This window comes from Isoptericola halotolerans, assembly GCF_003003075.1.
Lineage (GTDB): Bacteria > Actinomycetota > Actinomycetes > Actinomycetales > Cellulomonadaceae > Isoptericola > Isoptericola halotolerans_A.
In genome coordinates, this window is the sequence record NZ_PVTX01000001.1 from 394,672 (window position 1) to 417,050 (window position 22,379).

Annotated in this window: 21 protein-coding genes; 8 read left to right on the forward strand and 13 right to left on the reverse strand. The window is 73.1% G+C overall.

All coding sequences use genetic code 11. The annotated features are described in order from the left end of the window. Positions 1–53 precede the first annotated feature (53 nt). From BCL65_RS01920 to BCL65_RS01930, 3 genes are read right to left on the reverse strand one after another with little or no spacing between them, the layout of a single operon-like run. Entirely contained in the window at positions 54–326 is a 273-nt protein-coding gene (locus BCL65_RS01920; protein WP_106264653.1) for a DUF6510 family protein, read from the reverse strand. Further along, the gene (locus BCL65_RS01925; RefSeq protein ID WP_207767667.1) at positions 326–1,036 is read right to left on the reverse strand and encodes a ferredoxin reductase; all 711 of its coding nucleotides are present in this window, start codon (positions 1,034–1,036) and stop codon (positions 326–328) included. The genes BCL65_RS01920 and BCL65_RS01925 overlap by 1 nt, the downstream gene beginning before the upstream one ends. Continuing rightward, positions 1,033–1,626, reverse strand: a complete 594-nt coding sequence (locus BCL65_RS01930) for a sulfite oxidase-like oxidoreductase (RefSeq protein WP_106264655.1) — start codon at positions 1,624–1,626, stop codon at positions 1,033–1,035. Before BCL65_RS01930 ends, BCL65_RS01925 begins: the two co-directional genes overlap by 4 nt. Before the next feature lie 152 nt (positions 1,627–1,778). Here BCL65_RS01930 and BCL65_RS01935 point away from each other — a divergent pair, with 152 nt between their 5' ends. Next, positions 1,779–2,594, forward strand: a complete 816-nt coding sequence (locus BCL65_RS01935) for a DUF1206 domain-containing protein (RefSeq protein ID WP_207767668.1) — start codon at positions 1,779–1,781, stop codon at positions 2,592–2,594. 15 nt (positions 2,595–2,609) lie between these two features. Here the strand turns inward: BCL65_RS01935 and BCL65_RS01940 are convergent, their stop codons facing one another. Beyond that, a complete protein-coding gene (locus tag BCL65_RS01940) occupies positions 2,610–3,359 on the reverse strand; it encodes a M50 family metallopeptidase (RefSeq protein ID WP_106264659.1) in 750 nt (249 codons plus the stop codon). Positions 3,360–3,527: 168 nt separating this feature from the next. Here BCL65_RS01940 and BCL65_RS01945 point away from each other — a divergent pair, with 168 nt between their 5' ends. The 3 genes from BCL65_RS01945 (at position 3,528) to BCL65_RS01955 (ending at position 6,198) form a co-directional block, all read left to right on the forward strand. After that, on the forward strand, positions 3,528–4,937 hold the full coding sequence (locus BCL65_RS01945; protein ID WP_106264661.1) for a DEAD/DEAH box helicase: 1,410 nt from the start codon (positions 3,528–3,530) through the stop codon (positions 4,935–4,937). A gap of 62 nt (positions 4,938–4,999) precedes the next feature. Next, positions 5,000–5,404: a peptide-methionine (R)-S-oxide reductase MsrB gene (gene msrB, locus BCL65_RS01950; RefSeq protein ID WP_106264663.1), complete on the forward strand. Its 405-nt coding sequence runs from the start codon at positions 5,000–5,002 to the stop codon at positions 5,402–5,404. Positions 5,405–5,475: 71 nt separating this feature from the next. Then, the gene (locus BCL65_RS01955) at positions 5,476–6,198 is read left to right on the forward strand and encodes a tyrosine-protein phosphatase (RefSeq protein ID WP_106264664.1); all 723 of its coding nucleotides are present in this window, start codon (positions 5,476–5,478) and stop codon (positions 6,196–6,198) included. Here the strand turns inward: BCL65_RS01955 and BCL65_RS01960 are convergent. Next, complete coding sequence (locus tag BCL65_RS01960; RefSeq protein ID WP_106264666.1) at positions 6,167–6,697, reverse strand: MarR family winged helix-turn-helix transcriptional regulator; 531 nt, start codon at positions 6,695–6,697, stop codon at positions 6,167–6,169. The genes BCL65_RS01955 and BCL65_RS01960 overlap by 32 nt on opposite strands. 105 nt (positions 6,698–6,802) lie before the next feature. On the opposite strand from BCL65_RS01960, the gene BCL65_RS01965 reads away from it, so the two are divergent. Continuing rightward, complete coding sequence (locus BCL65_RS01965; RefSeq protein ID WP_106264668.1) at positions 6,803–7,831, forward strand: aldo/keto reductase; 1,029 nt, start codon at positions 6,803–6,805, stop codon at positions 7,829–7,831. 35 nt (positions 7,832–7,866) lie between these two features. On the opposite strand, the gene BCL65_RS01970 is transcribed toward BCL65_RS01965, so the two are convergent. The 3 genes from BCL65_RS01970 to BCL65_RS01980 form a co-directional block, all read right to left on the reverse strand. After that, positions 7,867–9,492, reverse strand: a complete 1,626-nt coding sequence (locus tag BCL65_RS01970) for an MDR family MFS transporter (protein ID WP_165799938.1) — start codon at positions 9,490–9,492, stop codon at positions 7,867–7,869. After that, entirely contained in the window at positions 9,489–9,941 is a 453-nt protein-coding gene (locus BCL65_RS01975; RefSeq protein ID WP_243400788.1) for a MarR family winged helix-turn-helix transcriptional regulator, read from the reverse strand. Before BCL65_RS01975 ends, BCL65_RS01970 begins: the two co-directional genes overlap by 4 nt. A gap of 525 nt (positions 9,942–10,466) precedes the next feature. After that, on the reverse strand, positions 10,467–11,924 hold the full coding sequence (locus tag BCL65_RS01980) for a sugar porter family MFS transporter (protein ID WP_106264671.1): 1,458 nt from the start codon (positions 11,922–11,924) through the stop codon (positions 10,467–10,469). 187 nt (positions 11,925–12,111) lie between these two features. Between BCL65_RS01980 and BCL65_RS01985 the strand changes: the two genes are divergently transcribed. From BCL65_RS01985 to BCL65_RS01995, 3 genes are all read left to right on the forward strand, one after another. Continuing rightward, positions 12,112–12,711, forward strand: a complete 600-nt coding sequence (locus tag BCL65_RS01985; protein ID WP_106264673.1) for an amino acid synthesis family protein — start codon at positions 12,112–12,114, stop codon at positions 12,709–12,711. A gap of 218 nt (positions 12,712–12,929) precedes the next feature. Further along, complete coding sequence (locus tag BCL65_RS01990) at positions 12,930–13,550, forward strand: DUF47 domain-containing protein (RefSeq protein ID WP_106264675.1); 621 nt, start codon at positions 12,930–12,932, stop codon at positions 13,548–13,550. A gap of 2 nt (positions 13,551–13,552) precedes the next feature. After that, positions 13,553–14,560, forward strand: coding sequence for an inorganic phosphate transporter (locus tag BCL65_RS01995; protein ID WP_106264677.1), 1,008 nt, complete (start codon positions 13,553–13,555; stop codon positions 14,558–14,560). 7 nt (positions 14,561–14,567) lie between these two features. On the opposite strand, the gene BCL65_RS02000 is transcribed toward BCL65_RS01995, so the two are convergent. From BCL65_RS02000 to BCL65_RS02020, 5 genes are all read right to left on the reverse strand, one after another. Then, positions 14,568–15,614, reverse strand: a complete 1,047-nt coding sequence (locus BCL65_RS02000) for an NUDIX hydrolase (protein ID WP_106264679.1) — start codon at positions 15,612–15,614, stop codon at positions 14,568–14,570. Positions 15,615–15,622: 8 nt separating this feature from the next. Beyond that, positions 15,623–17,860 (reverse strand): RNA degradosome polyphosphate kinase, encoded by a 2,238-nt coding sequence (locus tag BCL65_RS02005; RefSeq protein ID WP_106265159.1) that lies wholly within the window; start codon positions 17,858–17,860, stop codon positions 15,623–15,625. Between the two features lie 110 nt (positions 17,861–17,970). After that, positions 17,971–18,963 carry a mycothiol synthase gene (gene mshD, locus BCL65_RS02010; protein WP_165799939.1) on the reverse strand — a complete coding sequence of 331 codons (993 nt, stop codon included), beginning with the start codon at positions 18,961–18,963 and terminating at the stop codon, positions 17,971–17,973. Positions 18,964–19,053: 90 nt separating this feature from the next. Beyond that, positions 19,054–21,060 carry an acetate--CoA ligase gene (acs, locus tag BCL65_RS02015; RefSeq protein ID WP_243400789.1) on the reverse strand — a complete coding sequence of 669 codons (2,007 nt, stop codon included), beginning with the start codon at positions 21,058–21,060 and terminating at the stop codon, positions 19,054–19,056. A 386-nt stretch (positions 21,061–21,446) separates the two neighbouring features. Beyond that, on the reverse strand, positions 21,447–22,367 hold the full coding sequence (locus tag BCL65_RS02020; RefSeq protein WP_106265162.1) for an HAD family hydrolase: 921 nt from the start codon (positions 22,365–22,367) through the stop codon (positions 21,447–21,449). Positions 22,368–22,379: the final 12 nt, after the last annotated feature.

A 22,379-nucleotide genomic window follows, 5' to 3' on the forward strand; every position in this document is an offset into this window, starting at 1 on the left:
CAGCCTGTCCGACGGCGGGTCGCCCCTCGGGTGCGGCCCGCCGTCGCGCTGTCTCAGCCCCGCACCCACGCCAGCCCGCGGGCCGCGACCTGGACCCCGTCGGGGCGTTCGACCACGACCATCAGCACCTGCCCGCACGCGCGGCAGCGGGCGACCCGGCCCATGGGGTGGGCGAACACCACGGCGCCCGCGAGGACGGCGACGTCGCCGCATCCCGCGCACCGTCCGGTCGCGACCGTGACGTCCAGCGCCCAGACGCCGGCCAACGGGCCGGCGAGCACGTTGCCGTCGAGAACATCGCCGTCGAGCACGTCGTCGTGCGTCATCAGGTACCTCCGAAGCGTTCGGTCCGGATCCGCGCCGGGTCGTGCCCCGCGTCGAGCAGCAGCGCCGCGGCGGACTCCACGAACCCCGTGGGCCCGCAGACGAAGACCCGGGCGCGCTCGCCCGGCGGGATGACGTGCGCGTCGACGTCCGCGGCCGAGAGCCGGCCCACGGGACGGGTGACGCCGGGCGGCGCTTCGCGGGTGTACACCCACGTCGTCGCGACGCCGTCGGGCGCCGACAGCTCGTCGGCCCAGAAGGCGTCGGCCGGGGAGCGGACCGAGCACAGCAGGCGGAACGGGGCCGGCGACCCCGACGTCGCGCGCGCCCGCACCATCGCCGCCAGCGGCACGACGCCGGAGCCTCCCGCGACCAGCTGCACCGGGCCGACGTCGTCCGGGTGCCACACGAAGAAGCCGCCGAGCGGGCCCCGCACCTCCATCCGGTCGCCCACCTCGGCGACGTCGACCAGGTAGGTCGAGACCTCGCCGTCGTCCACGCGGTCCACGGCGAGCTCCACCACCTCGTCCCGGCCGACCCGCGCCAGGGAGTACGACCGCACCGCCTGGTAGCCGTCCGGGGCGGTGAGCCGCAGGTCGACGTGCTGCCCGGCGACGGCGCCGGCGAAGCCCGGCACCGCCAGGGTCAGCGTGCGGGCGGTCGACGTGAGGCGGCCGACGGCGACGACCTGCGCGACGTGCCAGGTGTTCACGAGTACCGCTGCTCCGACCAGGGGTCGCCGTACAGGTGGTAGCCGTTCTGCTCCCAGAACCCCGGCTCGTCGTGCTCGTGCAGCGTCAGTCCGCGCAGCCACTTGGCGGACTTCCAGAAGTACAGGTGAGGGACCAGCAGCCGCACCGGTCCGCCGTGCACCGGCTCGAGCGGGTCGCCCTCGTACTCGTAGGCCACCCAGGCGCGCCCGTCCAGCAGGTCGTCCAACGGCACGTTGGTCGTGTAGCCGCCGTACGAGTGCGCCACGACGAAGTCGGCGGCCGTCTCCACGTCCTCGAAGAAGGCGTCGACCGGCACACCGCGCCAGCGCGTGTCGTGCTTGGACCACCGGGTGACGCAGTGGATGTCCACCGTCACGTCCTCGGCCGGCATCGCCTGCAGCCCGGCCCAGTCCCAGCGGTGCTCCGCGCCCGACTCCGTGCGGACGGTCAGCTCCCAGCGCGCGGCGTCGACGTTCGGCGTCGGCCCCGCCGAGAGGACCGGGAAGTCCGCGGTGAGGTGCTGCCCCGGCGGCAGCGGTCGGTCTGCCTCGGGGTGGTGGCCACCGAACCCTCGGGTGAACACGGCCATGTCGGTCTCCAGGTGTGCTGGTCCGGGTGGTGCCTCCGTCAGTCTCGCGCGGTGCGGCCGGCGGCGCGCGAGATGCTCATGATGGCGTACACGACGGATCTACGACAGGGTGGCGTCGACGCCGCGAGATCCGCGGCCCACGGAGGTGACTGGTGTCTGCACGAGGACAAGCCCAGGGAGCGGCTCGCCGCGCCCAGCACAGCACGGGGCTGCGCGCCCTGGCCCGCGGCGGCTACGCGGCGTCCGGGGTGGTGCACCTGCTCATCGGCTGGCTGGCCGTCCGGCTGGCGCTCGGCTCCTCCTCCGGCAGCGCGGACGAGTCGGGCGCGTTCCAGCAGCTCGCGAGCGCCCCCGGCGGGACGGTCGCTCTCTGGGCGGTGACCCTCGGGTTCGCCGCGCTCGCGCTGTGGCAGCTCGCCGAGGCCGCCGTGGGTGTCCCGGGCGTGGAGGACGCCAAGGAGGCGGCTGCCCGCGTCAAGGCTGCCGGCAAGGGCGTCCTCTACGGCGTCCTCGCCTTCTCGGCCGCGCGCTACGCCACGGGCGACGGCGGGGGAGGTGGCCAGCAGGAGAGCCTGACCGCGAAGCTCATGCAGGCGCCGGCCGGCCGCTGGCTCGTCGTCGCGGTCGGTCTGGTGATCGTCGGCGTCGGCGTGTTCCACGTGGTCAAGGGCTGGCGCAAGAAGTTCCTCGAGGACCTGCGCGGCACGGGCGGCGGCTCCGTCGGCGCGGCCGTGGTGCGGCTCGGGCAGATCGGCTACGTCGCCAAGGGCGTGGCGCTCGGTGTGCTGGGCGGGCTGTTCGTCGCGGCGGGCGCGACGCACGACGCGGAAAAGGCCGGCGGGCTCGACGACGCGCTGCAGGCGATCCGGGAGCAGCCGTTCGGCACGGTGCTGCTGGTCGTGACCGGCGTCGGCATCGCGGCGTACGGCGTCTACTCCTTCGCCCGGGCCCGGTACGCGAAGCTCTGACCTGCGTCCCTGCCGTCAGGCGGCGACGGGTCCCACGATCCACCCGGCGCCGAGGACCAGGCAGCCGAGCGTGACGAGCCCGAAGACGACCACCCAGAGGATGCCGGGCACGCCCGTGAGTCGCCCGAGCTGGTCGGCGTCGGAGGAGCGTGCCCGGCCCCGGGCACGCTGCGCCTGCAGCTCGAGGACCGGCCGGACCGCGCCCAGCAGGAGGAACCAGGTCACGGCGTAGGCGACGGCGGACTGCGTCGCGGGCTCCAGCCACCAGGAGACGCCCACCAGCGCGGCGCCGCTCACGAGCACCGACCACAGCCCGAACCAGTTGCGGATCTTGAGCAGCAGCAGCGCCAGCAGCGCCACGAGGAGCCACAGCAGGCCGACGGCGTACCCCGCGCGGAGCAGCCAGGCCGCCCCGAGTCCGACCAGGCCCGGCCCGACGTACCCGGCGAACGCCGTGAGGACCATCCCGAGCCCGCGCGGTCGCCCGGCCGTGACCGTCAGGCCGGAGGTGTCCGAGTGCAGCCGGATGCCGTCGAGGCGGCGTCCGGTGAGCATGGCCACGACGGCGTGCGCGCCCTCGTGCGCGATGGTGACGACGTGCCGCGCCACCCGCCACACCGGGCCGACGACGACGACGGCGAGCGCCACCAGGGCCACGGCGAGCACGACGGTCTGGTCGGGCGGGTCTACCGGCGTGGTGGCCGCCGTCCAGATCTGTCCGAGCACGTCACCGACGGTCGCGAAGAAGTCGTCCACGCGCCACATTGCACCACGCCCCGCTGGGTGCCGATGCGGCCGATCGGCGTCGACGTGCGACAATGGTCGTGAGAGGGCAGTGCGAACCCGCGCGCCCCACGTCGTGGAGATCCCCCCGGATTGCGTGCGGCGGACCCCGACCCGGACGTCGTACGACGTCCCCAGAGAGGCTCATCTGTGACTACCTTTGCCGATTTCGGCCTGCCGACCCCCGTCGTGAAGCACCTGACGGACGCCGGTATCACCACCCCCTTCCCCATCCAGGCCGCGTCGTTGCAGGACACGCTGGCCGGGACCGACGTGCTCGGCCGCGGCCGCACCGGTTCCGGCAAGACGCTGGCGTTCTCCCTGCCGGTCGTGACGCGCCTGGCCCGCGAGACGGCGCAGAACAAGGCCGCGGGCCGGCGCGGGCTGCGTTCCTCCGCGCCCCGCGCCCTGGTGCTGTGCCCCACCCGCGAGCTCGCCAACCAGATCGACGCCGTGATGAAGCCGATCGCCCAGGCGCTCGGCCTGCGCACGACGACGATCTTCGGTGGTGTGGCGCAGTCGCGCCAGGTCACGGCGCTCAACCAGGGTGTCGACATCGTCATCGCCTGCCCGGGCCGGCTCGAGGACCTGCTCAACCAGAAGGTCCTCACGCTCGACGACGTCTCGATCACGGTGCTCGACGAGGCCGACCACATGGCCGACCTCGGGTTCCTGCCGGGCGTCAAGCGGATCATGGACCGCACGCCCCGCACGGGTCAGCGCCTGCTGTTCTCCGCCACGCTCGACAACGGCGTGGACGTGCTGGTCAAGCGGTACCTCAAGGACCCCGTCACCCACTCGGTGGACGACGCCGCGGCCCCGCCGCCGCAGATGACCCACCACATCCTCGCCGTGGCCGACAAGGAGGCGAAGAAGCAGGTCGTGCACCAGCTCGCCCAGGGCACCGGCCGCCGCGTGCTGTTCATGCGCACCAAGCACCAGGCCAAGAAGCTCGCCAAGCAGCTCACGGCGGCGGGCGTGCCCGCGGTCGACCTGCACGGCAACCTCGGCCAGGGGGCCCGTGAGCGCAACCTCGCGGCGTTCTCCTCCGGCGACGTCAAGGTCATGGTCGCCACGGACATCGCGGCGCGCGGCATCCACGTCGACGAGGTCGAGCTCGTGGTGCACGTGGACCCGCCGGCCGAGCACAAGGCGTACCTGCACCGTTCCGGCCGCACCGCCCGCGCCGGCTCGGTCGGCGACGTCGTGACCGTGATGCTCCCCGAGGAGCGCGGCGACGTGCGCGACCTGACGCGCAAGGCCCGCATCACGGCCCGCCCGCAGCAGGTGGCCCCGGGCGACCCCGTGGTGGCCGCGCTCGTCGGCGAGGTCGCGGCGTACGTCAAGCCGGCTCCGCCGGTCGAGCAGCAGCAGCCCGCCCGCAAGAAGCCGCAGGGGCAGCGCTCGGGCGGTGGGCAGCCGCGCTCGGGTGCCGCGAACCCGCAGGGTGCCGGCGGCGGCCGCAACCGCCGTCGTCGGGGCCGTGGTGGCCAGGGCGCTGCGACGGGTGGCCGCACCGCGCAGGGGTCCGCGCAGGGCGGGGCCCGCGGGCGTCGCTGAGACTCCAGGACGAACGACGGCCGGGCGGGAACACCGCCCGGCCGTCGTCTGTTGACCAGGGCATGACGTACGAGGTCGCGAAGAGCGAGGACGAGTGGCGCGTCGAGCTGTCGCCGCAGGAGTTCACGGTGCTGCGCCAGGCGGGCACGGAGCGTGCCTGGACGGGTGAGCTCCTCGACGAGAAGCGCGAGGGCGTCTACCGGTGTCGGGCCTGTCGCAACGAGCTGTTCCGCAGCGAGTCGAAGTTCGACTCGCACTGCGGCTGGCCGTCGTTCTACACGCCCCTGGCCGGTGACCGGGTCGAGCTGATCGAGGACCGCTCGCTCGGCATGGTGCGCACCGAGGTGCGCTGCGCCCGCTGCGGCTCCCACCTGGGCCACGTGTTCGACGACGCGCCGCAGACCCCCACGGGCGACCGCTTCTGCATGAACTCGGTCAGCCTGACGTTCGAGCCCGCCGGCGACTGATCCGTCTGATCCGCGTGACCGGCTGATCCGGCTGACGGCACCGGGCACCCGCGACCGCTACGGTCGACCCCATGAGTGCCGAGACCTCCGTGGTGCCGGACCGCCTGGTCAACCTGCGCGACGTCGGCGCCGCGTCCGACCGGCTGCGGCGCGGCGTGCTGCTGCGCTCCGACGCGCCGCATCCCGGCGACGTCGGGCCGCAGGACGTCGTCTGGCCGCCGCGCACGGTGCTCGACCTGCGCGACGTCGGCGAGGGCGGCCGCGAGCACCCGCTCCGGGAGGTCGCCCGGGTCGTCAGCCTGCCCGTCCTCACCGGCGCCACCCGGGCCGACCGGGCGGGCGACGTCGCCCCGTTCGACCTGGGCCGGTTCTACGTCGAGCTGCTCCACGGGGCGGGCGCCGCGTACCTCGTCGACGGTGTGCGCGCCGTCGCGGCGGACGACGCCCCCGTGCTGGTGCACTGCACCGCCGGCAAGGACCGGACCGGCGTGCTGGTGGCGATCCTGCTCTCCCTGGTCGGCGTCGACCGTGCGGACATCGTCACGGACTACGTCCGCACCGAGCCGAACATGCCGGGGATCATCGCCCGCGCCCGGCTCGCGCACCGGACGCCGGAGCGTGACGCGCACGTGCTCGCCACGCTCCCGCCCGAGCTGCTCACGGCGCCGGCGCACGCGATGGAGGCGGTCCTGGACGCCCTGGCGGCCCACGACGACGGTGCGGCCGGCTGGTTCGCCGCGCACGGCGGCGAGCCGGGCACGGTCAGCGCGCTGCGCGCGCGTCTGCTGCGCTGAGCATGGTGGCCGCCTGCTGGCTGCCCAGCCAGGTGACGACGTCCGTGGAGTAGAGGTTCAGCAGGCGGGCGAGAGCCGCGACGTCGGACTTCTCCCACTGCGACAGGGCGCCCTCGAGCATGGCCACGCGGGCGTCGCGCGCGCGTCGGAAGCGGGACGCGCCGTCGTCGGTCAGGGTGATCCGCTGGCCGCGGGTGTCCTCGGGGTCGGTCTCGCGGTGCACGAGCCCGAGCTCGGAAAGCCGGCTGAGCTGACGTGACACCGTGGCGCGGCCGACGCCGAAGTGTGCCGCGAGGTCCGACCCCCGGGTGCCCGGGTGCATCGCGATGTGCGCGAGCAGCGGGTAGGCCGACGCGTCGAGCTCCGGATGGACGAGCCGTGCCATCTGCGCCGAGGTGGAGTGGGCGCGCCGGATGAGCACACGGACCTCGCGCTCGAGCGACCCGAAGGGATCGGCCTGCGGGTCCGGGACGGTGGCTGCGGAGTCGACGTCGTGCATGGCCCCATCATGGACTCGTCCGGAGGCCTGCGGGGCCTTCTCCAGGTCACGATTCGGGTGATTCCGCGCTCGCGCCGGGTGAAAAGGCGCCCCTACGCTCCTGGCATGAGCGCCACCACCCCGCACCGCGTCCCCGATCCGCACGCCGTCCCGGCCCCGGACGCCCCCGGCTGGCAGCGGCCGCTGCCCGGGACGGGCCTCACCGTGAGCGCCGTCTGCTCCGGCGGCGGCCCGCTCGGCTCGATGCCGGGCCTGTTCGGCTACGACGTCGTCACCGAGCAGGCCGTCGAGACCGTGCTGGCCGTGCTGGGGTCCCCGGTCCGGTTCCTCGACACGGCCAACGGCTACTCCGACGGCGAGAGCGAGCGACGCGTCGGCCTCGGGCTCGCCGCCTACCGCGAGCGGCACGGCGCGCTGCCGGACGACGTCGTCGTCGCGACCAAGGTCGACCCGCGCGACGGCGACTACTCGGGAGACCGGGTGCGGCGCTCGGTGGACGAGTCGCGCGAGCGGCTCGGCCTGGACCACCTGCCGCTGGTGCACCTGCACGACCCGGAGAACTTCGACATCGGCGAGCTCACCGCTCCGGGTGGTGCGGTCGACGCGTTGGTGGCGCTGCGCGACGCCGGGGAGGTCGGCGCGATCGGCCTCGCGGGAGGCCCGGTGCCCGAGATGCGCCGGTACCTGGACCTCGGGGTCTTCGACGTGCTGCTGGTGCACAACCGGTGGACGCTCGTGGACCGCTCGGCCGGCTCCTTGATCGCCGCGGCGGCCGAGCGGGGGATCGGCGTGCTCAACGCGGCCGTCTACGGCGGTGGCATCCTCGCGCAGCAGACGCCGTCGTCGGACCGGCCGAGCGCCCGGCGGTACGGCTACCGCGAGGCGCCGCCCGAGACGCTCGCCGCCGTCGACGCCCTGCGCGCGCTGTGCACCCGGTTCGGCACGACGCTGCCGACGGCGGCGCTGCAGTTCTCGGTGCGCGACCCCCGGGTGGCCTCCACGATCGTCGGGATCTCCCGGCCGCAGCGGGTGGCGCAGACGCTGGAGGCCTGCGCCGCACCGCTGCCCGAGGAGTTCTGGACCGAGGCGGAAGCGCTGCTCCCCGGGCCGGGAGCCTGGCTCGACGGAGCCTGACCGCCGGGCCAGGTCCGGTGCTCGGTGCTCGGTGCTCAGCGCTCGGTGGCCGGCTGCCCAGCGGTCAGGTCGCGGGCCTGCTGGATGCCGGAGCGCTCCCCGAGCGGGATCTCGCGGATGAAGCAGATCGCCACCAGGGCGACCAGCGCCATCGGCACGGCGATGAGGAAGATCCCCGTGATGCCGTCGGTGTAGGCGTTGGCGACGACGTCGGCGACCGGTGCGGGCAGCTGCGACATGTCCGGCACGGCGCCGGCGGAGTCGCCCATGGCGGACGCCGGGACGCCGAGCCGTGCCAGGCCCGCGGCGATGTCGTCCTTGACGTTCAGCGCGAGGATCGCGCCGAGCACGGAGACGCCGACCGAGCCCCCGAGCGACCGGAAGAACGCCACGGTGGCGGTGCCCGCGCCCATCTCGCGGACGTCGAGCGTGTTCTGCGTGGCGAGCACCAGGTTCTGCATGAGCGCGCCCACGGACAGCCCGAGCCCGAACAGGTAGACGGAGATGATGACGAAGCTCGTGTCCGTGCTGATGGTGGACATGCCGAACAGGGAGAGCGACAGCACCGCGGCGCCGCCGACCATGATCGCCTTGTAGCGGCCGGTGCGGGAGATGATCCGCCCCAGCACGATCCCTCCGAGCATGGTGCCGACGACCATCGGGATGGTCTGCAGGCCTGCCTCGGTGGGCGTCTTGCCGCGGGCCAGCTGCAGGTACTGCGACAGGAAGACGGCGGTGCCGAACATGGCCACGCCGACGGCCGCGGAGGCGACGATCGACAGCACGAAGGTGCGGTTGCGGAACAGGTGCAGCGGGATGATCGGCTCCGCCACCTTGCGCTCCACCAGCACCGCCACGGCGAGGGAGACGACGGCGGCCCCCACCATCGCGGCGGTCTGCCAGGACGCCCACGCGAACTGGTCGCCCGCGAAGGTGACCCAGACCAGCAGGAGCGCGACCCCGAGGGCGATGAGCGTGGCGCCGAGGTAGTCGATGGTGACCTTGCGCTGGTCCCGGGGCGGCAGGTGCAGGGTCTTCTGCAGCACGATGAGGGCCGCGATCGCGAAGGGGACGCCCACGAAGAACGTCCAGCGCCAGCCGAGGAACGAGTCCGTGATGACGCCGCCGAGCAGCGGGCCGCCGATCTGCGCGACGGCCATGACACCGCCCATGAGACCCATGTACTTGCCGCGCTCGCGCGGGCTGATGATGTCGGACATCAGGACGGTCGCCAGCGACATCAGCCCGCCGGCGCCGACGCCCTGCAGGGCACGGAAGGTGATCAGCGTCGTCATGTCCTGGGAGAACCCGGCGGCCGCGGCGGAGACCACGGTGATGACCAGGGCGACCTGGATGAGGACCTTGCGGTTCGTCAGGTCGGCCAGCTTGCCCCAGAGCGGGGTGGAGATGGTCATCGTCAGCAGCATGGCCGTGACGACCCAGGTGTAGGAGTGCTGCGACCCGCCGAGGTCCGCGACGATGCGCGGCAGGGCGGTCGAGGTGATCGTGGTGGCGAGCAGCGAGACGAAGACGCCGAGCAGGATCCCGGAGAGCGCCTCGAGGGTCTCGCGGCGCGTCATCGCCGGGTTGTCGTCGGCCAGGGCGTCGACGAGCGGTACGTCAGGATCGGTCGCAGGGGTGGAGCTGGTGGTGTCGGTCATCGGGACGGGGCCTCCTGGGTCACTGAGCTGATGGCGGCCGCGACGTTGCGGATCTGGGTGATGGCGTCGGTGAGGTCGGCCGCGGACCAGTCCGCGAAGGCCTCGTCGACGAAGTCGTCGAAGTAGCGGTCGGACTCCGCGGCGAACGCGTGCCCGGCGTCGGTGAGCTCGAGGGTGCGGGCGCGTCGGTCGGCGCGGTCGACGGTGCGGCGGACGTAGCCGGCGTCGACCAGGGCGCTGACCTGGCGGCTGGCGACGGAGGCGTCGACCCGCAGGGCCTCGGCCACCTCGCAGAGCTGGACCGCGCCGCGCGCCCGGACCATGCGCACGATGCCGAGCCCGGAGCGCGGCCAGTCGAGGTCGCGTGCGATTCGGGCCGCTGCCTCGCGCTGGGCGCGCGAGAGGGACTCGAGCGCTGCGACGAGTGCTGTGGAGGCACGTTCCGACACGTCGACCCCTTTCGTTGCCTCGGGCACCATATGATGGATGCTTGCGTCAAGCAAATGTCTCGCCGGAACATTCCCGCGAGGTAGTGCGGGGTTGCGCGAGGCAGTGGCGCTCGTGCCGAGGTAGCGCTGCGTTGCGCGAGGTAGTAGCTCGCGTCGCGAGGTAGTGGGCAGCCCAGGGCGGTTCGGGTGCCGCCGGGTGGCGGGTCCCGTGCACGGTCGCGTTCACGGGCGCAGGGCGCCCTCCACTTCGGGACTGACGACCGTGCACGGGACCCGACACCCGGCTTTGGCGTTCCCGCCCGGCGCTACCCCACGCCGTCGGGCACTACCTCGCGCCGCGCGCTGCTACCTCGGCGGGCGGGGCGCTACCTCGGGCCGGGCGTTGCTACCTCGGCGGGCGGGGCGCTACCTCGGGCCGGGCGTTGCTACCTCGGTGACCGGCGCACTACCTCGGCGGGGGGCGGGGGACGACGACGGCGGCCCGCCCCGGGAGGGACGGACCGCCGTGGCCGTGGCGAGGGTGGCTCAGACGCGGTGACGTACGTCCTCGGTCATGTCCTCCAGCTCCTTGCCCTTGGTCTCCGACACCTTGAACCAGATGAAGAAGAAGGAGATCACGGCGAAGAGTCCGTACATGCCGTACGGAACCGCCGGGCCGAACGCCGACAGCATCGGTGGGAAGGTCAGCGTGATGGTGAAGTTCGCCAGCCAGTTGGCCGCCGCGCCGACACCCAGCGCCGCGGCGCGGATCCGGTTCGGGAACATCTCGCCCAGCATCACCCACATGAGCGGGCCCCACGTGGCGCCGAAGAAGACGACGAAGGCGTTCGCGGCGATCAGCGCGATGGTGCCCCACGGGTCACCGAGGGACAGCGTCGACTCGCCCGCGGCGTCGACCGTGGTGGTGCCCTGCGTGAACACCGCGGCCATGGTCAGCAGCGAGACCGCCATGCCGGCCGACCCGATGAGCAGCATCGGACGGCGCCCGACCTTGTCGATGAGGGCGATCGCGATGAAGGTCACCGCGATGTTCGTGATCGCGGTGATGGTGGAGACGAGGAACGCCTGCGACTCGTCGAACCCGACCGCCTGCCACAGCGTCGTGGAGTAGTAGAAGATGATGTTGATACCCACGAACTGCTGGAAGATCGCCAGCAGGATGCCCACCCAGACGATGGACTTCAGGCCGAGGAACCCCTTGCCCTTGAGAGAGCCGAGGTCGGCGTTCTTCTCGTCGACGGCGATCGACCGCTTGATCTCCTCGATCCGGTCGTCGACGTCCTCCTGCGGCCCGAGCACCGAGGCGAGCACGCTGCGTGCCTCGCCGACGTCACCCTTGGCGACCAGGTAGCGCGGCGACTCCGGCATGCGCAGCGCCAGCAACCCGTAGACGACGGCCGGGACCGCCTCGACGAAGAACATCCACCGCCAGGCCTCCCAGCCCAACCACAGCTCCTCCGACGCGCCGCCGGCGCTGCTCGCCAGGATCTGGTCGCTCAGGAGCGCGCCGAAGATGCCCACCGTGATGGCGAGCTGCTGCAGCGAGGCCAGGCTGCCGCGGATCGACGCCGGGGAGATCTCGGCGATGTAGGCGGGCGCGATGACCGACGCGATACCGATACCGATGCCGCCCAGGAACCGCCAGAGCGACAGGTCCAGCGCGGTCCAGGCCAGGGCGGACATCACCGCGGAGAACAGGAACAGGCCCGCTCCCAGCAGCATCACCTTGACGCGACCGATGCGGTCCGCGAGCCGGCCGGCGCCCCAGGCGCCCAGGGCGCAACCCAGGAGCGCGACCGCCACGACGAGGCCGGTGACCGTGGCCTCGAGCTCGAACTCACCCTCGATCGCCGACACCGCGCCGTTGATCACCGACGAGTCGAATCCGAACAGGAAGCCACCGACGGCGGCGGCGAACGACAGGCCGATCGCCTTGCGGTGCGCCGATCGTGCTCCGGCGCCGCTGGGTGCGGATGCGGTCATCACCAAACTCCTCTCGGGTCCCGGTCCCGGGGCCGTCCCCTGCATGCTAGGAGCGTTGCGCCGAGCGAGCACGGCGAGCGCCCGTGGCGATCCCCACAGGGGATCGGGCGCCCACCTGCGCCGTCGCCCGTCGCACCGGACCTGCGAGACTGGGCGGGTGAACGACCGACGCTTCCGTCGCCCGGCCATGCTCGACCCGCGCGACGCCGACGCCCTGGCGGGCGCCCTCGACCCTGCGCGGCGCGACGAGGTGGCGCACACCACCGCCCGCGCCGTCGTGCACCGCGCCCGCGCGGCCGAGGATCCCGAGGTGGTCGCCCGCCTCGTCCGGCTCGTCGAGGACGAGGGCCTCGACGTCGTCGCCGAGCTCTGGTCGGACGCCGCGCCGGCGACCCTGCCGGGAGCGCTCTGGCGGCTGTACGCGCTGCGCGAGTGGGTCCGGCGCGACCCCCGCACGATCGGCCTGCGCTACCGGCTCGGCGTCGACGTGGCGCCCGTGGAGGAGGTCGTGGCCGGCGTCCCGCGCCCGCCCACGCCGTCGGACCTGCGCCAGCTGGCCGACACGGTGCTCTCCGGGGTGTACGCCGGTGACCTCGCGGTCGCCCTGGAACGGGCGGCGGCGTTCTGCCGCATCCTGGCGACCGGCGCCGCCTACGACGCCGACGCGCGGGAGGTCGCCGACCCGGAGGCGGCGGCGCGCATGACGCGCGGAGCGGCCGACCTGGTGGGCACCGCCGGGGAGCTCGAGCACGCCGCCGCGCTCTGGCGTGCGGGTTCGCTCGACTGAGGGGAGCGGTCGTACGATGGACGCGCGACGTCGGACCGCGGTAGCCCCGGGCTCCATCTTCAGCCGCTACGAGCGGCCACGCGCCGAGAGGCGCTCCCGGTCCGGCGTCGCACTTCTGCGTCCGGAGCCGGAACGCACCGGACGGTCGATTTAGCCCGGCCGCGGGGCGGGATCTACTCTGTGTCTGACCGAGCGTCCTTCCTCACCGGGAGCCTCACGTGCGCCTGCGCCTCACACCGCGCGACACCACCTTCTTCGACCTGCTGGCCGTCCTGGCCGGACACACCGTCACCGGAGCCACGCTGCTCGCCGAGCTCCTCGGTGCGTCGCGCCCCGAGCGTGAGGAGATCGTGGGGCGGCTGACCGAGGCCGAGCACGAGGCGGACGATGCCACGCACCAGATCATGCGGCGGCTCAACAAGACGTTCGTCACGCCCTTCGGACGGGACGAGATCTACAGCCTCGCCTCCGCGCTCGACGACTGCATGGACGCCATGGACGAGGCGGGGCACCTCATCGTCCTGTACAAGATCGACGAGCTGCCGATGGCGGTCTCGGAGCAGATCCAGGTGCTGCTGCGCTGCGCCGAGCTGACGGCCGACGCGATGCCGCGCCTGCGCAAGCTCGACCAGCTCCCCGAGTACTGGGTCGAGATCAACCGGCTCGAGAACCAGGGCGACAAGCTGCACCGCACGCTGCTCGCGCACCTCTTCGACCGCGTGGCCGACCCGATCCTGCTGATCAAGCTCAAGGAGGTCGTCGACATCCTCGAGGAGGCCACCGACGCCTTCGAGAAGGTGGCGAACCTCGTCGAGACGATCGTCCTCAAGGAGTCGTGAGCGTGGAGCTCGCCCTCGTCGTCGTGGTCGTGGTCGTGGCGCTCGGCTTCGCGTACACGAACGGGTTCCTCGACGCGGCGAACTCCGTCGCGACCTCGATCTCGACCCGGGCGCTCACGCCGCGCATCGCGGTGGCGATGGCCGCCGCGATGAACTTCGTCGGCGCCCTGCTCGGCACGTCCGTCGCCGAGACCATCGCGACCTCCATCGTGGACCTCGACGGTGCGCCTGCCGTCGACGCCCTGGGCGTCCTGCTGTGCGCGCTGCTGGGCGCCATCGCGTGGAACCTCGTGGCCTGGTGGTTCGGCATGCCGACGTCGTCGACCCACTCGCTCGTCGGAGGTCTCCTCGGCGCCGGGCTCGCTGGCGGCATGGTCGTGCACGGCGAGGAGGTCCTCGACCGCGTGGTGCTCCCGCTGCTCGTGTCGCCCGTCATCGGTTTCGTGGCGGCGTTCGCGCTCATGGTCGCCCTGCTCTGGGCGTTCCGGAACGCGGCGCCGTCGCGGGTGAACCGGCGCTTCCGGATCGCGCAGACGGCGTCGGCCGCGGCCGTGGCCCTCGGGCACGGTCTCCAGTCGGCTCAGAAGACCATGGGCGTCGTGTGGCTGGCGCTGCTCACCGTCGGCGCCGTCACCCCCGTCGAGGGCATCCCGCTGTGGGTCAAGCTCGCGGCGGCGACCGCGATGGCCGCGGGCACCTACGCCGGCGGCTGGCGCATCATGCGCACCCTGGGACGGCGGATCATCGAGATCGACCCGGCGCGCGGGTTCGTCGCCGAGTCGGTCTCCGCCATCGTGCTGTACGTCAGCTCGATCGTGCTCCACGCCCCGGTGTCCACCACGCACACCATCACCGCCGCGATCGTCGGCGTGGGCTCCACGCGGCGGCTCTCCGCGGTGCGCTGGGGGGTGGCCCGGACGATCGCCGTGTTCTGGCTCCTGACCGCGCCGGCGGCAGGCCTCCTCGCCGCCGGGACCACCTGGCTCCTGCTGGGCGTCCTCGGGAGCTGAGCCCGGCTCAGAAGACCGGCGGCGCGACGCGCTCGGCCGCGACCACCCGCGGGCCGCGGCCCGTCGTGGCGACGTGGGCGACGAGGGCCTCGCCGGGCTCCAGGTACGGGTCGCGCCGGGGCAGCGCGTTTGCCACCGCACGGCGCGAGTGCTGCCCGAGCACGTCGAGGACCGTCGGCAGCACGGGCCGGTGCGTGCACAGCACCGACGACCGGCCTGACTCCAGGAGGTCCCGCACGGCGCCGGCGACGCGCGCGGGCGACCGCTCGTGCTGCGCCTCGCCGAGGTTGTCGCTGTACTCGGGGCGGACGCCGGACGCCCGCACGTAGGGGTCGATCGATGTCGCGCACCGCTCCCACCGGCTGGAGACCACGGAGTCGACGCCGTAGGCCGCGAGCACGGGCACCAGCGCGGCCGCCTGAGCGTGCCCGACCGGTGTGAGCGGACGCTCCTGCTCGGCGCCGTACCACGCCGCGCGGGGCAGCGCCCGGCCGTGCCGCACGATGACGACGGCGTGGGTGGCGAGGTGGTCCTCGCGCGCGGCCTCGACCAGGGCGTCCAGCGGTCCCCGGTCGGTCGCCCGGGTGAGCCGCTCGCCGGCGACGTCGGCGTCGACCCACTCGCACCGGTCGATCTCGTGCTTGTCCACCGCGGCGACGGGGGACCGGGCGGCGAGCGGGCGCGCGTCGCGCTCGGAGGCCGCACGCCGCGCCGCCCAGTAGTGCACGCGCTTCACGCGCCCTTCGGGCGTGAGGTACTGCAGGCCGGGCAGCGGCAGGCCCAGCACCACGGCGCGACCCGTCTCCTCGGCGACCTCGCGCACCGCCGTCGTGGCGAGGGACTCGCCCTCCTCGTGTTTGCCCTTCGGCCACGACCAGTCGTCGTAGCGAGGGCGGTGCACGAGCTGCACCTGGAGCTTCTTGTGCCGGATGCGCCACACGAGCGCGCCGGCCGTCTCGATGACGGGAGCGTGCTGCACGGACGTGGCCCCGAGGGGGTCGACGAACGGCGTCGCGGTGCGGAGCGGGCGGGGCGACTGCGGTGCGGAGACCATCGGTGGGATCAGCGCGTCATGCTGGGTCGACGGCGGTGACGGCGGACGAGCTGTGACTGCAGGTCGGCGAGCGGCCGGCCGTCCGGTCCTGCCGCCCGCAGCCACGTGCCGTCCGGCTGCAGGTGCCAGGAGGCTGTCTTGTCGGACATCGACTCGTTGATGAGCTCGAGGAGCTCGAGGACCTGGCCCTCGTCGCTGATGCGCACCAGGGCCTCGACCCGGCGGTCCAGGTTGCGGTGCATGAGGTCGGCGGAGCCGATGAACACCTCCGGACCGGTCTCGGGCCCCTCGCCGATCGCCGGGCCCGCGGAGTTCGCGAACGCGAAGATGCGCGAGTGCTCCAGGAACCGGCCCAGGAGGGACCGCACCCGGATGTTCTCGCTCAGCCCGGGCACCCCCGGGCGCAGGGCGCAGATGCCGCGCACGACGAGGTCGACCTTGGCGCCGGCCTGCGACGCCCGGTAGAGCGCGTCGATGGTGGCCTCGTCGACGGCGGAGTTGACCTTGATCTTCACCCACGCCTCGTGGCCCGCCCGGGCGGCGGCGGCCTCGCGGTCGATGCGCTCGATGAGGCCGGACCGCACGGTGCGCGGTGCGACCAGCAGGCGGTGGAACCGCGAGCGGGGCGCGTAGCCGGACAGCTGGTTGAACAGGCGCGTGAGGTCCTGGCCGACGTCCGGGTCGCAGGTCAGCAGACCGTGGTCGGTGTAGAGCCGCGCCGTCTTCGGGTGATAGTTGCCCGTGCCGACGTGGCAGTACCGGCGCAGCCCGTCGGACTCCTGCCGGACCACGAGGGACAGCTTGCAGTGGGTCTTGAGGCCGACGATGCCGTACACGACGTGCACGCCGGCCTGCTCGAGCTTGCGGGCCCAGGAGATGTTCGCCTGCTCGTCGAACCGGGCCTTGATCTCCACCAGCGCGAGCACCTGCTTGCCGGCCTCGGCGGCGTCGATGAGGGCGTCGACGATGGGGGAGTCGCCCGAGGTGCGGTACAGCGTCTGCTTGATCGCCAGGACCTTGGGGTCGGCCGCGGCCTGCTCGAGGAAGGTCTGCACCGACGTCGAGAACGAGTCGTACGGGTGGTGCAGCAGGACGTCGCGCTCCCGGATCGCCGCGAAGACGTCGCCCGGCATCGCCGACTCCACCTCGGCGAGCTGGCGGTGCGTGGTGGGGATGAACGGCGGGAAGTGCAGCTCGGCCCGGTCGATGTCCGCGATGACGTTGAGGCCCGTGAGGTCCAGCGGGCCGTCCAGCTCGTAGACCTCCTCCTCGACGACGCCGAGCTCGCGCACGAGCAGCTCGCGGATGCGCGGCGAGATGCCACCGGCGAGCTCGAGGCGCACCGGCGGGCCGAACCGGCGCCGCAGCAGCTCCTTCTCCATGGCCTGCAGGAGGTTCTCGGCGTCGTCCTCCTCCACCTCCACGTCCTCGTTGCGCGTGACGCGGAAGGTGTGGTGCTCGCGCACCTCCATCCCGGGGAAGAGGTGGTCCAGGTGGTGGGCGATGACCTCCTCCAGCGGGACGAACGACTTCTGCGTGCCGCCCGCCTGCGTCGGGGTCGGCGCGCTGGGGCGCCCGCGGTCGTCGACGGCGATGAACCGGGGCAGCAGCGGCGGCACCTTGACCCGCGCGAAGTGCTCCTTGCCGGTCAGCGGGTTCTCGACGACGACGGCGAGGTTCAGCGAGAGGCCGGAGATGTAGGGGAAGGGGTGTGCGGGGTCGACGGCGAGCGGGGTCAGCACCGGGAAGATGTGCTTGCGGAAGAACTTGTGCAGCCGCTGCTGCTCCTTGTCGAGCAGCTCGTCCCAGTGCACGATCGTGATGCCCTCGGTGGCGAGCGCCGGCTGGACGTCGCCGCGGAAGACGGCGGCGTGCCGCTCCATCAGCCGGTGCGCGTTCTCGCCGATGCCCTGCAGCACCTCACGGGGGTTGAGGCCCGACGCCGCGGTGACGGCGATGCCGGTGGCGATGCGGCGCTTCAGGCCGGCCACCCGCACCATGAAGAACTCGTCGAGGTTCGAGGCGAAGATCGCCAGGAACCGCACGCGCTCCAGCAGAGGCATGGAAGCGTCCTCGGCCAGCTCCAGCACGCGCTCGTTGAAGGCCAGCCAGCTGAGCTCACGGTCCGCGAACCGGTCCTCCGGGAGCGGGGTGGGTTCCGGCGCGACGATCTCGACGTGGTCGGTCGTGTCGTCGGTGTCCTCGGCGATGTGCTCGGCGATGTGAGCGGCGAGCTGGGGGTCCATGCGGTGCGGTCCTGCCTTTGCGGTCGTGCGTGTCTCGGACGTGCTGGCGGTGGCCGCGGCGACGAACCGCCCGCGGGAGTCACGCCGGGCGGTGCGCGGGCTGGACGCAGTCATGACCCCATGTTGGCATCGTTTGATGAACGGTGGGTGACGTGCGGCGCGTACTGGACGTCGATCGCCGCGCGCTCGAAACCTGCCCGCTCGTACGTCGCCAGGGCGGCAGGGTTGTCGCCGTCGACGTAGAGCACCGCCCGGGTGCACCCCACGGACGCCAGGTGGTGCAGCCCCGCCGCGGTGAGCAGGGCACCGAGGCCACGGCCCTGCGCGGCCGGGTCGACGCCGACGGCGTAGATCTCGCCGTCGCGCGCGTCGTCCGGCTGGCCGGTGGGCACCTTGGTCCAGACCGAGCCGGCGAGGTGGCCGTCGGGGCCCTCCAGCAGCCAGAACCCGGCGGCGTCGAACCAGGGTTCGGCCGCGCGCGCGTGCAGGTCGTGGACGGTCAGGCGGCCCTGCTCCGGGTGGTCCGCGAACGCCCGGGCGTTGAGCGCGACCCATGCCTCGTCGTCGGACCCCGGCCGGAACGTGCGGAGCCGGTAGCCCTGCGGGGGCTCCGGCGCCGCCGGGACGTCGTCGAGGGCGAGGGCGAGGAACAGCAGCTCGCGCACGCTCGCGTAGTCCCGCGCCGCGGCGAACGCGCGGGCCGCGGGCAGGTCGCCGTGCGCCCAGACGCGCAGCGCCTTGCCGCGCTGGTCGGGGGCGCCGGAGCGGTCGGGCAGGCGGGCGTCGCGCTCGGCCGTGCGCAGCAGGATCGTGCCGATGCCGGTGCGGCGGTGGTCGGGGTGGACCACGAGCTCGGCGCTCGCCACGTCGCCGCCACGGTCCACCTGCAGGTAGCCGGTGGTGGCGCCGGTCCGGGTCTGCACGCGCACGTGCGTGAGGTCCGGGTGGTCGTCCCCGAGGCGCAGCAGCGGCTGCTCCGAGAGCGGGGCCACGCCGTCGTGGGCCTCGGCCGCGGCCGCGAGCTCCCGGACGGCGTCCTGCGACGCGACGGTCAAGGGATGGATCTCGATCGGGAAGGGGAAGCGCACGTCGTCATTCTCCATGCCGAGCCACGGGGCCACCCGCCGAGGTGGTGCTTCCTCGGCGGGCGGCCCCGCCGTCGTCGACGGCGGCACGGGCCGGGCGGGAGCGGTTCAGTCCTCCGCGGGCTTGGCGAGGCCCGCCTGGATGAGGTTCATGACCGACGAGTCCGCCAGCGTCGTGGCGTCGCCGACCTCCCGGTTCTCGGCCACGTCGCGCAGGAGGCGGCGCATGATCTTGCCGGAACGGGTCTTCGGCAGCTCGGCGACCACGAGGATCCGCTTCGGCTTGGCGATGGGACCGATCTCCTGGGCGACGTGGTCGCGCAGGGTCTTCTCGATGCGGGCCGAGCCCTCGTCGGTGCCCGCCTCGTCGGCGTGCTCGCCGCGCAGGATGACGAACGCGACGACGGCCTGGCCGGAGACGTCGTCCGCGGCGCCGACGACGGCGGCCTCCGCGACGAGCTCGTTCGACACCAGGGCCGACTCGATCTCGGTGGTGGACAGCCGGTGCCCCGAGACGTTCATGACGTCGTCCACGCGGCCGAGCAGCCAGATGTCGCCGTCCTCGTCCTTCTTGGCGCCGTCGCCCGCGAAGTAGATGCCCGGGAACCGTGACCAGTAGGTGTCCTTGAACCGCTGCAGGTCGCCCCAGATGCCGCGCAGCATGGAGGGCCAGGGCTCCGACAGCACGAGGTACCCGCCGCCGCCGTCGGGCACGGGGTTCGCCTCGTCGTCGACCACCGTGGCCGCGATCCCGGGCAGCGGGACCTGGGCGGAGCCGGGCTTGGTCGCGGTGACGCCGGGCAGCGGGGAGATCATGATGGCGCCGGTCTCCGTCTGCCACCACGTGTCGACGATCGGGGTGCGGTCCGAGCCGATGACGCGGCGGTACCACATCCAGGCCTCCGGGTTGATGGGCTCGCCCACGGACCCGAGCACGCGCAACGAGGACAGGTCGAACTCGGCCGGGATCTCCTCGCCCCACTTCATGCAGGCGCGGATGGCGGTGGGGGCCGTGTAGAAGATCGAGACGCCGTACTTCTGGACGATCTCCCACCAGCGGCCGCGGTGCGGGGTGTCGGGGGTGCCCTCGTAGATCACCTGGGTGGCCCCGTTGAGCAGCGGGCCGTAGACGATGTACGAGTGGCCCGTGACCCAGCCGATGTCCGCGGTGCACCAGTAGACGTCGGACTCGGCCTGGAGGTCGAACACGTTCTTGTGGGTGAACGCCGTCTGGGTGAGGTAGCCGCCGGTGGTGTGCAGGATGCCCTTGGGCTTCCCGGTGGTGCCCGAGGTGTACAGGATGAACAGCGGGTGCTCGGCGTCGACCCACGCGGGCTCGTGGAACGTGTCGGCGGCCTCGACGGCCTCGTGCCACCAGACGTCGCGGCCCTGGGTCCACTCGACGTCCTGCTCGGTGCGTCGCACGACGAGCACGTGCTCGACGGTGGTGGCCGGCTCGCCCTCCTTCGCGGCGAGCGCCGCGTCGACGGCGGGCTTGAGCGCGCTGGGCGCACCGCGGCGGTAGCCGCCGTCGGCCGTGATGACGAGCTTGGCGCCGGCGTCGGCGATGCGGCTGCGCAGCGCGTCGGCGCTGAACCCGCCGAAGACGACGGAGTGCGCGGCTCCCAGCCGGGCGCAGGCGAGCATCGCGACGACCGACTCGACGAGCATCGGCAGGTAGATGACGACGCGGTCGCCGGACTCGACGCCCAGGGTGGCGAGCGCGTTGGCGGCGCGGGAGACCTCGCGCTGCAGGTCGGCGTAGGTGACGGTGCGGGTGTCGCCGGGCTCGCCCTCGAAGTGGATGGCGACCCGGTCGCCGAGCCCGGCCTCGACGTGCCGGTCGACGGCGTTGTACGCGGCGTTGAGGGTGCCGTCGGCGAACCACTTCGCCACGGGGGCCCCGGACCAGTCGAGCGTCTGGGTGAAGGGCGTCTTCCAGGAGACGAGCTCGCGGGCCTGCCGGGCCCAGAACTCCACGCGGTCGGCGGCGGCCTCGTCGTACATCGACGGCTGGGCGTTGGCCTGGGCGGCGAACTCGGGACTCGGCGGGAACGCGCGGGTCTCGTGGAGCAGGTTCTCCAGGCTCGGGCTGGTGGAGTGGCTGTCGGTCACTGGGTTCCTCCGCGTCGTCGCGTTCCGTCCGTGGGGCGCCCGAGGGCCGCCCTCTGGGGAGTGTAGACCTGCGTCGTGGTGCAGATCACGCCTGGCGGGGACCATAGTAAGGGGAGATGACTTATCGGTCGCCGGGGGTAGGCGCCGGCGCTCTCCGGCGAGCGGTCGGCTGGGATACCCGAGCGGTCGCGGCGAGTTCCCGAGCGGTCACGGGCCGGCCGGTCGCACGAGCTCGGCGCACGAGGGCTCCGGCGAGCGAAGGCCTCCGCGCACGAGGGCGGCGCCCGGGATCGGTCCACCGAGCGCCGCTCTCGCCGGACGGTCCGCGGGTAGCAGGCGCGTGGTCCTCGCGTCGTCGTACCGGGACAAGCCCGCTCGACGAGTCCTCAGTGGACTGTCTGTGCGTGGGTCCCGTGCACCGTCCTGATGTCTCCATGGAACGCCGAGCCACCACGGTCCGCAAGAGGAGCCGGGTGTCCGGTCCGGCGTCGCCACCGCCGCCACCACGTCCAGGCGAGCCCTGCGAGGGCGAGCGTCCCGATCACTGCGAGCACCGGCGTCGGGCGGATCGTGGGACGCAGCGCGACCGGCCGGTTGAACGTGAGCGTGCCCCAGCCGTTCTGTGCCGCGAGCCGGCGCAGCCCGCGGTCCGGGTTCACGGCGAACCCGTGCCCGACGGCCGCCAGCATCGGGGCGTCCGTGACGGAGTCGGAGTAGGCGTAGCAGCGCTGCAGGTCGTAGCCCCGTGCGGCCGCCAGCTCCCGGATCGCCGTGGCCTTGTTCTCCCCGTAGGCGTAGAAGTCGATCTCGCCCGTGAACCGGCCGTCGGCCACCTCCATCCGGGTGGCCACCACGTGGTCCGCCCCCAGCATCGCGGCGATCGGCTCCACGAGCTCCGTGCCCGACGCCGAGACCACCACGACGTCGTGGCCCATCGCGTGGTGCTCCGCGATGAGGTCGACCGCCTCGGCGTAGACGTAGGGGTCGATGTGCTCGTGGAGCGTCTCGGCGACGATCTGCTCGACCTTGGCCACGTCCCACCCCGTCGCGAGCTCGGACAGGTGCTGGCGCATCCGCTCCGTCTGGTCGGCGTCCGCGTTGCTCGCCATGTACAGGAAGTGCGCGTAGGCGCTGCGCAGCACGTCGCCGCGGGTGATGAGCCCGCCCGCGAAGAACGACCGGGAGAACGCCGCGGTGGAGCTGGTCGCGATGACGGTCTTGTCCAGGTCGAAGAACGCCGCCACCCGGTGGCCCGCCCGTGACCGCGCCCGCCCCTGCGGCGGAGGCGTGGCCGGCGACGGGTTGATCACCCGACAGAG